Source organism: Kitasatospora sp. NPDC097691, assembly GCF_040302665.1.
GTDB lineage: Bacteria > Actinomycetota > Actinomycetes > Streptomycetales > Streptomycetaceae > Kitasatospora.
On sequence record NZ_JBEORY010000086.1, the window covers coordinates 18507 to 32566 of the forward strand.

A 14060-nucleotide genomic window follows, 5' to 3' on the forward strand; every position below is an offset into this window, starting at 1 on the left:
CGTGCCCGTGTCCGGTGCGGGGGCCGGCGGCCCGTGTCCGGTGCGGGCGCCGGCCGTGCGGGGCCTCAGCCGTCCTGCCCGCCGGGACCGGCGCCGGGGATCCGGCAGCGCCCGTCGGGGCAGGAGCGGCCCGCCCGGCCCAGCGTCAGGACGCGCAGCAGCGTGGCCGTCCAGCACAGCGGGCACCCCCGCAGCGCGTACAGGCCCGCCGGGGCCAGCAGCAGGCTCGCCGGCCCGAGGACGGGCCACAGGGCCACGGAGGCGGCCAGCGCACCGAACCCGGCCGCGCCGCGCACCAGGTGACGGGGCAGCGAGGGCACGCCGGCGCCCGCGCCGGAGCCGGTCTTCACCGCCCGGTTCACCGCGCCCGCCCGCCCGCCGGAGCCGGCACCGGCACCGGCACCGGCACCGGCACCGGCACCGGTACCGGCGCAGGCACCGGTGCGGGTGCGGGTGCGGTGGTGAGGGTGTGCCGCAGGGCGGCGCGGGCGCGGTGCAGACGGGACTTCATCGCGCCCTGCCCGATGCCGAGTTCCTCGGCGACCGCCCGTCCGCTGCGGCCCTGCACGTCGCGCAGGACCAGCACGCGGCGCTGGTCACCCGGCAACGCGGCGATCGCCTCCGCGATCCGGCGCGCCTCCAGACGCCGCAGCGCCTCCTCCTCCGCCGAGGCCGGACCCGCCCCGCCGCCGCCCGCGCCGGCCCGGCTCTCCCCGCCGGCCCCACCGGCCCCACCCGCCGCGCCGTCCGTGCCGTCGCCGTGCCCCGCCGGGTGGTCGCGCAGCACCGTACGGGCCCGGCGCAGGCACTCGTTGCGCACGATGCGGAACATCCACGACGCCAGCGCCGTGGAGGCCCGCAGCATGCCGATCCGCCGGTACAGCACGATCAGTGCCTCCTGCGCCGCGTCCTCGGCGTCCTCCCGGCTCGTGCACAGCGAGTGCGCGAAGCGCCGCACATGGGGGTGCGCGGCCGTCACGAGCGCGGCCAGCGCCTCGGCGTCACCGCCCTGCGCGGCGACGACCAGCCCCTCACCCGGCCACGCACCGCCCCCGCCCCCGCCCCCGCCGCCCGTGCCCCCGTTCCGGGCCGCACCGCCCGTGCCCCCGCCCCCGCCGCCCGCGCCGCGGGCCGTGCCGCCGGTCACGCGCTCAGCCACGCCCGCCGCCCCGCCTGCGCCTGAGCGCGAACGCGCAGGTGCACACCAGCACCGCGCCGAGGACCACACCGATACCGACGATCACAACGACCTCCCGAAGCAAAGGCTCCCGGCCGCCGGGCACCACACCCGCCGGCCACGCGCGGGACCGGCAGCGCACCGGGCCCGACCATAAGAGGCACCCCGGCCCCGAAAGGATTCACCCCACCGCCTCCACCCGCCTGTGAGAACATCACCCGGTGCGCCGACTCACCGTCCTGGGAACCAGCGCCGCCCACCCCGAAGCGGGCCGGGCCGCCAGCGGCTTCCTCCTCGAACACGACGGCTACCGCCTCGCCCTCGACCTCGGCTACGCCACCTTCCCCCGCCTGCTCCACCACAGTGCCGCCACCGGCCTGGACGCCGTCGTCATCACCCACGAACACCCCGACCACTGCGCCGACCTCAGCGCCCTGTGCCGCGCCCGCTACTTCACCACCCCCCGCCCGCCCCGCCTGCCCCTGTACTGCACCCCCGGCGTCCTCACCCGCGTCCAGGCGATGGAACCCACCGAAGACCTCCACGACGTCTTCGACATCCACCCCCTGCCCACCGCCGCCCCCGCCACCCACCGCCTCGGCCCGCTGCGCCTGGACACCGCGCCGCTGCCCCACCACGTCCCGCACGCGGGCGTGCGCCTGACGGCCCCGGGCCTGACCCTCGCCTACAGCGGCGACGCGGGCCCCGGCCCGGCCCTGGCCCACCTCGCCGCCGGCGCCGACCTGTTCATCGCCGGCGCCACCACGTGCGGCACCGACCCCGACGACCCGCACCTGCTCAGCGCCGCCCAGGCCGGGCAGTGGGCCCGCCGCGCCGGCGCCGCCCGGCTCCTGCTCACCCACTTCTGGCCCGGCACCGACCGCGCCCTGCCGCTCGCCGAGGCCCGCCGCACCTTCGGAGGCGACGTCACCGCCGCCGAGGAGGACCTGCAGCTGCACCTGTGAGCGGCCCCGCGCCCCGGCCCCCGCACGGGAGCCCGACGGCCGCGGACCGCCGGCCCGGGATGCCGCCCGGCCGTGCCGTGGCCCGGGCGTCGCCTTCCGGAACCGGGACCGTGTCGGTGCCGGCTCGTAGGCTGCCCGCGTGAACATCGATGATCTTTCCTGGCAGGCGCGCCACCACGGCGGCGTCTCCCCGGGGATGGTGCAGACCCTCCTGGACCTGGGGCAGTCGGACCTGGTGATCCGGGCGGCGCAGGAGCGCGGGGACTGGAACTGCGCGCAGGCCGCGGCGCGGGAGCTGTGCGCGGCCGGGCAGTTCGAGCGGGCGCTGGCACTGCTGGCCCCGTTCACGGCCGTCGGCTGGCAGGCCGCCGCCTGGGCCACCGCAGAGATCATGATCCGGCAGGGCCGGGGCGACGAAGCACTGGCGATGGTGCGCCCCGACGCGGCCGGGCCGGCCGACGCCCACGTGTGCGCGCGCTACGCCGAGCTGTCGGCGAAGGCCGGACGGGTCGACGAAGCCGTCGACCTGCTGATACCGCATCTCGGGGAGTTCTGGGTCCGCTCCCGCCTGGTCGACGTGACGCAGGGCCAGGGGCACGACGACCGGGTCCTGGACGTGCTCGCGCAGGAGGCGGAGCGCATGGCACGCCTGGAGCGTACGGAGAGCGCGCCGTGCGCGGGGTGCGGTGGATCGTGCGCAGCGGCCCGGACGGACCGGTGGCACGTCCTCCTCCTGATCTCCCGGGTCCTGGAACGCGCCGGGCGTGCGGACGAGGCCGTCGAGGTCCTGCGCACCGAACTGGCCTCGGGCCGGCGCCACCCCGTCAACTTCCCGGAGCACTACGCCGAACTCCTCGCCCGCCGGGGCCTGGTCGAGGAGCTGGGCGCCCTCGCCGCCGCCGAGTCCTACGCCGCCTTCGGCGTGTACGTGAAGGCGCTGGAGGACGGGGGACGGCCGCCCGGACGAGGCCCTCGCACTGCTCCGCTCCTCCGCCCACTACTCGGCCGGCCTCGACCTGGCCGACCTGCTGATCAGGCAGGGCCGCCCGGCCGAGGCCCTCGCCTGCGTGCCCACGGTCGCCGAGCAGCGCGCGGGAGCCGAGCGGCGGGAGCGGGAAGCGGCGCAGCCGCCGAAGCGGGACGATCCCCGGGCCGGGGCGGGCGACTTCGCCCAGGAACCTCCGTTCTAGCCGGTCACCCCGCCCGCCGCCCGCGCCGCCCGCCCGCCGCCCGCGCCGCCCGCCCGCGCCGCCCGCGCCGCCCGCCCGCCGGTGCCTGCCGCCGTTCGCCTGTCCGGCGCTGGCCCGCCCGCGTGAGGTCCGGAGCCGGCATGCCGCCGTACCCGTGCACCGCCGGGCGCCGGAACTAGATTGCGCCCGACCCGTCCCGCGGGGCCGGGCGACAGCGAGAGGGAGTCGGGCATGGCGACACAGCAGGGCACACCGGCGGCAGCCACGACGGCGGCGGCCACGAACGCGGCCGGGGCGGCGCAGACGGCGTCGGCGCAGGTGGCGATGACCCTGGCCGGGATCGCGGCCACCGCCGCGACGCCGCGCCCCTCGGGGGAGTCCGTCGCCGACCAGTGCGCCCGGGCCGTGCGGGGCATCGGCCGGCAGCTCGCGGACCCGGCCCTGGCCACCGCAGGCGCCTGGGCCCTGCTGTGGGCCGCGCTGAGCGAGGACAACGCGAACATGGCGTACCTGGCGAAGTCCACCGACGCCTCCAACCAGTTCGCGGTGGTGCTGCGCGGCACGGTCGCCTCCAGCATGACCGACCTGCTGGAGGACCTCGACGTCGGCGCGGTCGTCCCGTTCACCGCGCTGGGCACCCCCGCCCCGGTCTGGGTGTCCACGGGCGCGATGGAGGCGTTCACCCAGGTCATGGCCATGAGCGGGCAGGGCAGCACGCTGGTGCAGGCCCTGTCGGCCGCGCTCGCCACCGCCCCGGCGGACCCGACCGTCCTGGTCGTCGGCCACAGCCTCGGCGGCTGCCTGGCCACCATGGTCGCCCCCTACCTGCAGACACTGACCTGGCCCGGCACCACAGCCCCCGCCTTCGGCCTCTACACCTTCGCCGCGCCCACCGCCGGCGGCCGGGACTTCGCGGACTACATCACGAACAAGCCGGCCTGGGCGGTCAACGCCCGCTACGTCAACTGCTGGGACGTGGTGCCGCTGGCCTGGACGAGCATCGACGAGGCCAAGGGCTGGTACCCCGACAACGGGCCCGCGGCCGGCGAGGAGACCAAGGAGATCCTCACCGCGATCGCCTCCCTGTCCGGCCCCCACGTCTACGCCCAGCCCGGCCCCGCCACCACCGCCCAGCCGCAGTGCACCCAGGAGGACGACGGGTACGTGCCCGACACGGACCTGCAGCGCAAGTCCCTGCAGGACTTCATGGGCCAGGCCGCCCACCAGCACGCCAACGACACCTACCTGCACCTGATGGGCGCCCAGCCGCTGCCGCCGGGCCCGCAGGTCACCGGCATCAGCCCCGCCACCGGCACGTCCGGCACCCAGGTCACCATCACCGGCGCTGGCTTCGACGCCGACTCCGTCGTCGACTTCGGGCCGTTCGCGTGCACGGGAGCCACCGTCAGCACCGCCGGCACCGCGATCACCGTCGCCGCCCCCGAGGGCATCGGCGTGACACCGGTACGGGTCACCACCAGCCTGGGCACCTCCCCGGCCGTGCCCACCGGCCGGTTCGCCTACGGCGGCCCCGCCCCGGTGCTGGTCACCGGCATCAACCCGACCAGCGGCAACTCCGTCACCACGTCCGTGACCATCGACGGCGTCAACTTCGCCTCCGACGCCACGGTCTACTTCGGCGACGTGCAGGCCCCCGCCCCCGACGTCACCCCGCCCGGACAGATCACCGTCAAGGTGCCCGCCAAGACCGTCACCGGGCCCTCCACCGTCAACGTCACCGTCGTCTCCAACGGCTACTCCTCCCCGGCGGGCCCCGCCGACGAGTTCACCTACAGCGGGCTGTGACCCGCACCCCCGCCCGGACCCCGGAACCCCCGGCCCCCGCCCGCCCGGGCGGGGGCGCGCTCAGTCCCCGGTGACGCCCCAGAAGCACAGCCCCACCACCCGGCCGTCCTGCCCGTGGACCGCGGTGCAGCAGCCCGAACCGCGCCCGAACGGCGGGAGCCACCCGTCCCCGACCCGCACCAGGGCCGCCTCCACCGCCTCCCGCGAAGGCCACGGCGTCCCGAACAGCTCCACCACCTCCGCCCCCTCGACCACCCGCACCTCGCCGGCCCCCTCGGTGTCCGCCTCGCAGCGCACCACCCGCGACACGTCGAGCACCGAGTGCGCACCGCCCTCCTCCGCCGGCACCCCGCCCGCGTCCAGCTCGGCCGCCGACGCCGCCCCCAGCTCCCGCCAGTACCCGGCATCCCGCGCGAACACCGCCTCGCGCAGGGCCTCCAGCGCCCGCTGCTCCTGCGCCTGCCACGGCGTGACGTACGACCACATGCTCGCTCCCATGACGGGCGACCCTAACGCCCCCGCCCGCAAGGCCCGCCCGCCCCGCCCGGGGCGGGCGCTCAGACGTAGCGGTCGAACAGGGCCTGCAGGTAGTCCTCCAGGCGGGCGGTCAGCAGGGCCGGGGTCAGGTCGGTGCGGCCCAGCTCGCGCCAGGGGACGGCGACCCTGTGCGCGTCCGGGGCGAAGGCCAGGGCGTCCAGCAGCCGCCAGTACAGGTGGTCGCCGCCCTCGGCGAGGGTGCCGCCGGCCGCGCGGTAGCGCTCGGCGAAGGCCAGGCCGGCACCCGGGCCGTGGAGCAGGGCCAGGGCGGTGGCGCAGTGGGCGACGTCCAGGTCGGCCGGGCCCCAGGAGGTCTCCACCCAGTCGACCACCCCGCTGACCGCCAGGCCCTGCCCGGACCCGGTGAACAGCACGTTGCCCGGGTGGAAGTCGCGGTGCAGGAAGCACGCGCGGTACGCGGGCGCCGAACCGCCGATCACCTCCACCGCCCGCGCCCACAGTGCGCGCCGCCCGGTGCCCTCGGGCACGCGCACCAGGCCGGGGGCCGTCCACGCCTGCCAGGTACGCGGACGCTGCTCCTTCCCGACCCGCAGGGCGTGGACGGCGGCGAGCTGGGCGGCCAGCAGGTCCGCGCGGCGGGGGGCGTCCGCGTCCTCGGCGACCCGGACGCTGCCGGGCAGGCGGGTCATCACCAGCGACGGGTGGTCGCACGCCACGCCGTGCTCGTCGAGGGCCACCAGGCGCGCGGCCGGGACGCCGCCGCCCTCCAGCAGGCGCAGCACCCCGGCCTCGCGGGCCAGCAGGGCCGGGGCGTGGCGGCGGTAGAACGGCGTGACGAAGGAGCGCAGCACCAGCGCGTACGGCGGCGCGCCGTTCGGGCCCTCGACGTCCAGGCGGCGCATCCGCGAGGTCCACCCGCCCCTGAGCGGTGTCACCGCCGTGATCCGCTCGCCGGGCGCCAGCGCCTGCCCGGCCCAGCGCAGGGTGGCGGCCCAGCCCGGGCCGCCGTCGGTGCCGTCGTCGGTGCCGTCCTCGTTTCCGATCACGGGCACGGAGCCTACGCGCCGCCCGCGTCCCGCCCCGGACCGGGCCGCGGGCGGACGACGGGCCGACTCCCGTGCAACCGAAGGAAGCCGACCACCATTGCGACAGCCGTCGAAGTCTGACAGGGCGGGGCGGGCACGGCTTGGGTGGGGGAGCGGGCCCGCGACGACGAACGCCTGCGCCGCGCCCGCGCCTTCGTCACCGCGGGCCTGGCCGACGCCACCCTCACCCCCGCCGGCGACCGTGTCTTCGAGGGCCCCGACACCCTCGCCGAGGCCCACCGCCACCCGGAAGCCGGCACCCGGGGCCGGCAAGACCGTCCTCACCGTCACCGGCCGGCCGCACCCGACGCGGCGTCAGGAAGGCGCCGTGTCACCGACCTCCGCGTCCGCGGCGGCCACCACCGCCGACAGCAGACCCGGGAAACGCCGCTCCAGCTCCTCGCTGCGCAGCGCGTTCATCTTGGTCGTGCCCACGTAGTACTGGCGCAGCAGCCCCGCCTCGCGCAGCACGCTGAAGTGGTGGCTGGAGGTCGAACGCCCGACCGGCAGGTCGAAGGAACCGCAACTCAAGTCCGCCCGGGAGTGCGCGAGCGTGCGCACCACCGACCTGCGGGCCGGATCAGCGAGCGCCTCCAGCACCTGCTGGACGCTCACGTCCTCCACGCCAGGGTGCACGATCACCCGCGCCGCCACGCGTGCCCGTCCCACACCCACCACCCCTTCCCAACCTCGACCCCCGTCCGTCCGATGGCCAAAGACCGCGCCGTGCGCGCGACTTCACGCCCCGACGCTACTACGCCCAGGCCATCTGCCACGCCCACCGCAACACCTCCGCAACACGCCCCCGCACCGCACACGGCAGGCCGGACCCGCCCGCACCGCCCGCCCGGCCGGGCGCGCCGGGCCGACGGCCGCACCCCCGCAGCGCCCCACGGCCCCGCCGCACGCCCGCCGACGCGCCGGCCCGCCGGCCCGCCGGCACGCCGGGGCGCCGGGGCGGGGAGGTCGCCCGGGAAGCCGAGCCCGCCAAGCGCCGGGGGCCGGAGCACGCGGGGCGGTCGTGCCGGGGGAGCGGGACGGCGCGCGGGGGAGAGGAGGGCGGGGGTTTCGCCCGCGCGTCCTTGCCGGCACCTCCGCCCCCCCCTGCCGGGGGGCCGGGGGCGGAGGTGCCGTGCGGCGGTGGTGCGCGCCCGCCGGGGCGGGCGCCCGCGCGGGAGGCGGAGTCGGGCGCGGGTCAAAGGCCGGGGCGTACGGGGGAGAGGAGGGCGGGGGCTTGGCCGCGCGCGCCCTTGCCGGTGCCCCGGCCGGGGTGCAGGGGAGCCCGGGCCGCCGGGGCCGTCCGCCCCCGCCCCGGGGGGAGGCCGGCCCCGCGGGGTCAGGCGGCGCGGACCGGGGTGGGGGCCGGGCGGGGCAGGCGGATCAGGGCGAGGGGCTCGAAGATGCCCATCAGCACCGGGTCCACCGGGCGCACCGCCGCCGGGGCGGGCGGCGCCGGGGTCGGGGTGCGCAGCAGCGCGAGGTAGAGCTCCTGGGTCTCGGCGGCCGGGTCGATGCCCAGCTCCTCGGCCAGCACCTGGCGCAGCTGCTGGTAGCAGCGCAGCGCCTCGGCGCGGTTGCCGGAGGCGGCCAGCGCCTCCATGCGGCAGCGGTAGGCGCTCTCGCGGAACGGCGCGCGGCGCACCGCCTCGTCCGCCCAGCGCAGCGCGTGGTGCTCCTCGCCGAGGGCGGAGGCCGCCAGGCTCGCCGTCTCCAGCGCGCTGATCCGCAGCTCCTCCACGTGCTCGCGCACCCCCTGGGCCCACTCGCCCTCGTGGTCGGGCAGGAACGCCCCGCGCAGGTTCGCCAGCGCGCCCGCGGCCAGCTGCTGCGCCACCGCGTGGCTGCCCGCGGCCAGCGCCTCGCCGGCCTCGCCGACGGCGCAGGCCGCGGCCTCCAGGTCCACCGCCGCGTCCGCCGGCAGGCGCAGCACGTAGCGCCCGCCCTGGGCGATCAGCGGGGTCGCGCCGGGGCCCTGGCCCGGGTCGGTGACGAAGGCCCGCACCCGGCTCACCACGCTGCGCAGCGCCGAGGCCCAGGTGTCGGGCAGCCCGTCGGGCCAGATGGTGTCGGCCAGTTGGTCGCGGCTGGTGCCGCCGGAGCGCTCCAGTACCAGGCGCGCGAACGCCACCTGGGCCTGGGCGCTGGACAGGTGCTGCGGGGCACCGTCCTCGTGCTCGATCGCCACCAGACCGGTGAGGCGGATCAGCATTGCCGCGCCCCCGATCTGCCGGACGGACTGTCTTCCCTGAAGCCGTTCAACGTAGCTCCAACCCCCTTGAGCCAAAGCGGAAGTGACGGCCCGTGCCGGGCCGTCGGCATGGGAAACCCGGAACAGAACAAATAGCCGCCGACCAGCCGTTCGGTTTCGGCGGATTTCGACCATACATTCGCCGCGAGGCGCGGTGTCAACACCGGCCGCGAAAACATACCCGCCGGCCGGTCGATGCGTCGTGGACGCAAGGTTTCCGCACGTCAGAGCCAAACCGCAGGCCAAAGAAGCGGCTATTGCGGACGCCTTGCGCATCCTGCCGTAGAAATGTAGCCATCCTTGAGCACCCCGCGTGAACGCTTCGAGAAAGCCCGCCCGAAGCAGCCCCGGACCCCGGCCACCCGGGGCCCGGCCGGAAACGAACCGGAAGCAGCGCCGAGCAAACCGGACCGAAACCGGAAGCAAACCCGGAAACCCGAAAGCCCGGAAACCCGCGAACGGGAAATCCGTGAAAGCCGCGACAGCCGTGCAGCCCGAAAAGCGCGAAGCCCCGCACAACCGCGAAGCCCCGCACAACCGCGAAGCCCCGCAGACCGTGAAGCCGTGAAGCCGTGAAGGAGAAACGCCCGTGAACGCCACCGGAGCATGGGACCGCCTGGAGCCGAAGCTCGCCGCAACGAACGCCCGGGTGGCCGCACTGGAGTCCGACCCCTCCCGGCGCAACAGCTTCGTCGCCTACACCATGGAACGCGACAGCGCCTACTGCGACCTCGACGGCGAGCGCCTGCTCATGATGTCCGGCTACAGCTACCTCGGCCTGGCCGGCGACGAGCGCGTCGTGGCCGCCGCCAAGGCCGCCGTCGACGTCTACGGCACCGGCAACCACGGCGTGCGCGCCCTGGCCGGCACCATCCCCCTGCACGAGGAACTCGAAGCCGAGGTCGCCCGCTTCGCCCGCCGCGAACGCGCCCTGGTCTTCGGCTCCGGCTACGCCGCCAACGTCGGCACCGTCGGCGCCCTCGTCGGCCAGGGCGACACCGTCCTGATCGACAAGTACGACCACGCCTCCATCGTCGACGGCTGCCGCCTGTCCGGCGCCACCGTCACCCGCTTCCGCCACAACGACGTCGAGCACCTGGAACGCCGCCTCAAGGCCGCCTCCCCCACCGGCGTGCGCCTGGTCATCGTCGACAGCGTCTACTCCATGGACGGCGACATCGCCCCCCTGCCCGAACTGCGCGAGGTCTGCGACCGCTACGACGCCCTCCTCATGGTCGACGAGGCCCACGCCCTGGGCGTCATCGGCAGGACCGGCGGCGGCATCGAGGAGCACTTCGACCACAAGGTCCGCGTCGACGTCAAGCTCGGCACCCTCTCCAAGGCCATCCCCTCCATGGGCGGCTGGATCGCCGGCAGCCACGACCTCATCGGCCACCTGCGCTACGCCGCCCGCCCGTTCCTGTTCTCCGCCGCCCTCGGCCCCGCCCAGACCGGCGCCGCCCTGGAATCCCTGCGCATCCTGCGCCGCGAACCCGAGCGCGTCACCCACACCCAGATCCAGGCCCAGCGCCTGCGCGAGCGCCTCAACCAGGCCGGCATCTCCACCATGGACTCCACCACCGCCGTGCTGCCCGTCATCGCCGGCTCCGACGACGCCGCCTACGACTACGCCACCGCCTGCCGCAAGGCCGGCGTCATCGGCCTGCCCGTCGTCACCCCCGCCGTGCCCAACGACCTCGCCCGGCTGCGCATCGCCGTCACCGCCCGCCACACCGCGGCCGACATCGACTTCGCCGCCGACGCGTTCCTGACCGCCGCCGCCCAGACCGGCCTGATCTGAGCCCCCACCCCCACCGGGCCCGGACAGGAGAGGACGCCATGGCCCCGCACACCCGCCCACCGATCGCCGTCACCGGCCTCGGCGTGGTCAGCCCCGCCGGCCACACCGTCCAGGAGTTCTGGCACACCGTCGTCTCCGGACGCTCCACCGCCACCGCCCTCGACGACCCGGCCCTGGCCCGCCACCGGGTACGCCTGGGCTGCCGCGTGGCCCCCCTGCCCGCCGACGGACCCGTCCCCGCCAAGGACGCCCGCCGCCTGGACCCCTTCGCCCACTACGGCACCCTCGCCGCCCTCGCCGCCCACGCCGACGCCGGAAGCCCCCGGCCCGAACCCGGGCGCAGCGCCATCGTCGTCGGCAACGCGGTCGGCGGACGCACCACCAGCGACCGCGAGTCCGCCCTGTACACCGAGCACGGGCCGCTGCGCGTCTCGCCGCTGATGCCGCTGGTCACCATGCCCAACGCGGCCGCCGCCCAGATCGCCATGCGCCTGGCGTGGAGCGGCCCGGCCCTGACCATCGCCACCACCTGCGCCTCCAGCGCGGACGCCATCGGCCACGCCGCCCTGCTGCTGGAGACCCACCGCGCGGACGTCGTCATCGCCGGCGGCTGCGAGGCCACCCTCACCCCGGTCACCCTCGCCGCGTTCGGCAACCTCGGCGCGCACTCCCAGCGCAACGACGACCCCGCCCGCGCCTCACGGCCCTTCGACACCGAACGCGACGGCTTCGTGATGGGCGAAGGCGCCGGCTTCCTCGTCCTGGAACGCCTGGACGACGCCACCGCCCGCGGCGCCGCCCCCTACGCGCTGCTCGCCGGGTACGGCTCCAGCTCCGACGCCTACCACCTGTCCAACCCGCGCCCCGACGGCGCCGGCGCGGTGGCCGCGATGCGCGCCGCCCTCGCCGACGCCGGCCTCGGCCCCGCCGACATCGCCCACGTCAACGCCCACGGCACCTCCACCGTGCACAACGACCGCGCCGAAGCCGCCGCCCTGCGCACCGTGTTCGGCCCCCACGCCGTCCCGGTCACCTCCACCAAGGGCGCCATCGGCCACCTGATCGGTGCCGCCGGGGCCGTCGAGCTGATCGCCGCCGTCCAGGCCATGAACACCCGCACCGTCCCTCCCACCGCCAACCACGAGAAGACCGACGAGGGCCTGGACCTCGACGTCGTCCACACCGCCGCCCGCCCCATCCCCAGCGGCCCGGCGCTGTCCAACTCGTTCGGCTTCGGCGGCCACAACTCGACCCTGGTGGTGACCCCGCTATGACCACGCCCGCACCCGCGACCGCGCCCGCGCCCGCACCGGCGACGGCGACCGTGACCGCGCCCTCGCCGGCCCCCGTGTCGCGCACCCGCCTGACCGTCACCGCCCAGGACCTGGCCGCCTACCGCGCCGCCGCCCGCACCGGCCTCGCACCCGCCGACGGCGACACCGCGGCCGCGGCGAGCCCCGCCCACCCCTTCGTCGCCGCCCACGCCCTGGCCCAGCACACCGTCACCGCCCTGACGGCCGGCGACGACGGCTTCACGGGCGTGGTCCACCTCGCCCAGGAGATCCGCACCCACACCCCCCTGGCCCCCGGCGAGGTCGACGTCAGCGTCGAGATCGCCGCGGTGCGCCGCGAAGCCCGCGGCACCCGCCTGGCTCTGGTCACCCGCCTCACCGACGCGGCCACCGCCACCCCCATCGCCGACCTCGACACCTCCGCCCTGCTGCTCGGCGCCACCCGCACCGAACCCCACGGCACCCTCGCCCCGGCCGCCCACCCCGGCACCACCCCCGACGGCGAACCGCTCACCCTCACCCACACCCTCACCCCCGCCGACACCACCGCCTACGCCCACGCCTCCGGCGACCGCAACCCCATCCACCTCGACGACACCGCCGCCCAGGCGGCCGGCTTCCCCGCCGCCATCGCCCACGGCATGCACCTCGTCGCCCTGGCCGCCGAGGAGATCACCGACCGCCACGCCGGCGGCGACCCCTCCCGCATCCACGCCCTCGGCGCCCGCTTCGCCGCCCCCACCCTCCACGGCACCGGGCTGCGCCTGACCCTGCAGCCCTACGACGCGGGCACGGTGGTGCGCTTCACGATCGCCACCGACGCGGGCACCGCGGTCAAGGCCGGCTGGGCGCGGATCGCGCCGGCGGGGGAGTGACGGCGATGACCACCGACACCGCGACCACCGCCGCGACCGCCGTGACCGGCGACGCCGCCGACGTGACCGGCGACGCCGATGTGACCGGCGACGCCGATGTGACCGGCGCCGCCGAGGCGGCGACCGAGGCCGCGCTGGTGCCGCTGGCGCTGCCCGACGCGTTCACCGCCCACGCCCGCACCCGCCCCCAGGCCCCGGCCCTGCTGTGGCACGAGCGCACCGTCTCCTACGGCGAACTCGCCGCGCTCGCCGACGCCGAACGCGCGCGCCTGGCCGCCCTGGACCTGGCGCCGGGGGAGCCGGTGGGCCTGCTCGCCGTCAAGTCACCCGAGGCCGTCGCCCTGGTGCTGGCCTGCCTGATGGAGCGCCGCCCCTTCCTGCTGCCCTCCCCGCAGCTCGCCCCGGCGCTGCTGGCCGCCCTGTTCGCCCAGGCCGGCGCCCGCCGCCTGCTCACCCCCCTCGGCCAGGACACCCCCGCCCTGCCCGCCCTCGCGCACCCGCAACCGGTGCCCACCCTGGCGGCCGGCACCTCGTTCATGCTCACCACCTCAGGCTCCACCGACCTGCCCAAGATCGTCCCCCTCGCGCAGGGCGCCGTCGACCGCTTCACCGTCTGGGCCCACGACACCTTCGACCTCGGCCCCGGCCGCGTCGTGGCCAACTACGCGCCGCTGAACTTCGACCTCGCGCTGCTCGACGTGTGGGCCACCCTCGCCGCCGGCGGCACCTGCCTGCTCATCGACCCCGCCCACGCGCTCAACGCCCGCCACCTGCTCGCCCAGCTCACCCGCCACCGCCCGCACGTCATGCAGGCCGTCCCCCTCGCCTGGGCCCTGCTCCTGCAGGCCGCCGAAACGGCCGTGCTGGACAGCGTCGAGCACGCCGCGTTCACCGGCGACGCCATCGACGCCCGCACCCTCGCAGCCCTGCCCGCCCTGCTGCCCGCCGCCCGCCTGTACAACATCTACGGCTGCACCGAGACCAACGACAGCTTCCTGCACCCGCTGGACCGCCTGGACGCCGCCGCCGCCCTGCCCGTACCCATCGGCCGCCCCCTGCCCGGCGTGCGCACCCTCATCGCCACCGGCGACGGCACCCCCCTCCAGGGCCCCGGCAGCGGCGA

The 14060-nt window shown here is 76.7% G+C and carries 13 protein-coding genes; 7 read left to right on the forward strand and 6 right to left on the reverse strand.

Going from position 1 to position 14060, the window contains the following annotated elements:
- Positions 1–65: 65 nt before the first annotated feature.
- On the reverse strand, positions 66–350 hold the full coding sequence (locus ABTY56_RS36325; RefSeq protein WP_350633895.1) for a hypothetical protein: 285 nt from the start codon (positions 348–350) through the stop codon (positions 66–68).
- 8 nt (positions 351–358) lie between these two features.
- Positions 359–1027 (reverse strand): RNA polymerase sigma factor, encoded by a 669-nt coding sequence (locus ABTY56_RS36330; RefSeq protein WP_350633908.1) that lies wholly within the window; start codon positions 1025–1027, stop codon positions 359–361.
- Positions 1028–1398: 371 nt separating this feature from the next.
- Here ABTY56_RS36330 and ABTY56_RS36335 point away from each other — a divergent pair, with 371 nt between their 5' ends.
- From ABTY56_RS36335 to ABTY56_RS36345, 3 genes are all read left to right on the forward strand, one after another.
- Positions 1399–2142 carry an MBL fold metallo-hydrolase gene (locus tag ABTY56_RS36335; protein WP_350633896.1) on the forward strand — a complete coding sequence of 248 codons (744 nt, stop codon included), beginning with the start codon at positions 1399–1401 and terminating at the stop codon, positions 2140–2142.
- A 139-nt stretch (positions 2143–2281) separates the two neighbouring features.
- On the forward strand, positions 2282–3511 hold the full coding sequence (locus tag ABTY56_RS38940) for a tetratricopeptide repeat protein (RefSeq protein WP_502893261.1): 1230 nt from the start codon (positions 2282–2284) through the stop codon (positions 3509–3511).
- Between the two features lie 52 nt (positions 3512–3563).
- Positions 3564–5138 (forward strand): IPT/TIG domain-containing protein, encoded by a 1575-nt coding sequence (locus ABTY56_RS36345; RefSeq protein WP_350633897.1) that lies wholly within the window; start codon positions 3564–3566, stop codon positions 5136–5138.
- A gap of 60 nt (positions 5139–5198) precedes the next feature.
- On the opposite strand, the gene ABTY56_RS36350 is transcribed toward ABTY56_RS36345, so the two are convergent.
- From ABTY56_RS36350 to ABTY56_RS36365, 4 genes are all read right to left on the reverse strand, one after another.
- A complete protein-coding gene (locus tag ABTY56_RS36350; RefSeq protein WP_350633898.1) occupies positions 5199–5636 on the reverse strand; it encodes a hypothetical protein in 438 nt (145 codons plus the stop codon).
- Between the two features lie 59 nt (positions 5637–5695).
- Complete coding sequence (locus ABTY56_RS36355) at positions 5696–6682, reverse strand: phosphotransferase family protein (protein WP_502893262.1); 987 nt, start codon at positions 6680–6682, stop codon at positions 5696–5698.
- 354 nt (positions 6683–7036) lie between these two features.
- Positions 7037–7390: an ArsR/SmtB family transcription factor gene (locus tag ABTY56_RS36360; protein ID WP_350633899.1), complete on the reverse strand. Its 354-nt coding sequence runs from the start codon at positions 7388–7390 to the stop codon at positions 7037–7039.
- 667 nt (positions 7391–8057) lie between these two features.
- Positions 8058–8930, reverse strand: coding sequence for an AfsR/SARP family transcriptional regulator (locus ABTY56_RS36365; RefSeq protein ID WP_350633901.1), 873 nt, complete (start codon positions 8928–8930; stop codon positions 8058–8060).
- Positions 8931–9558: 628 nt separating this feature from the next.
- Here ABTY56_RS36365 and ABTY56_RS36370 point away from each other — a divergent pair.
- From ABTY56_RS36370 to ABTY56_RS36385, 4 genes are all read left to right on the forward strand, one after another.
- Positions 9559–10770, forward strand: a complete 1212-nt coding sequence (locus ABTY56_RS36370) for an aminotransferase class I/II-fold pyridoxal phosphate-dependent enzyme (protein ID WP_350633903.1) — start codon at positions 9559–9561, stop codon at positions 10768–10770.
- 38 nt (positions 10771–10808) lie between these two features.
- Positions 10809–12044, forward strand: a complete 1236-nt coding sequence (locus ABTY56_RS36375; RefSeq protein WP_350633904.1) for a beta-ketoacyl-[acyl-carrier-protein] synthase family protein — start codon at positions 10809–10811, stop codon at positions 12042–12044.
- Positions 12041–12937 carry a MaoC family dehydratase gene (locus ABTY56_RS36380; protein ID WP_350633905.1) on the forward strand — a complete coding sequence of 299 codons (897 nt, stop codon included), beginning with the start codon at positions 12041–12043 and terminating at the stop codon, positions 12935–12937. Before ABTY56_RS36375 ends, ABTY56_RS36380 begins: the two co-directional genes overlap by 4 nt.
- A gap of 5 nt (positions 12938–12942) precedes the next feature.
- Positions 12943–14060: AMP-binding protein (locus ABTY56_RS36385; protein WP_350633906.1), on the forward strand; the 1118-nt coding region annotated here is incomplete at its 3' end.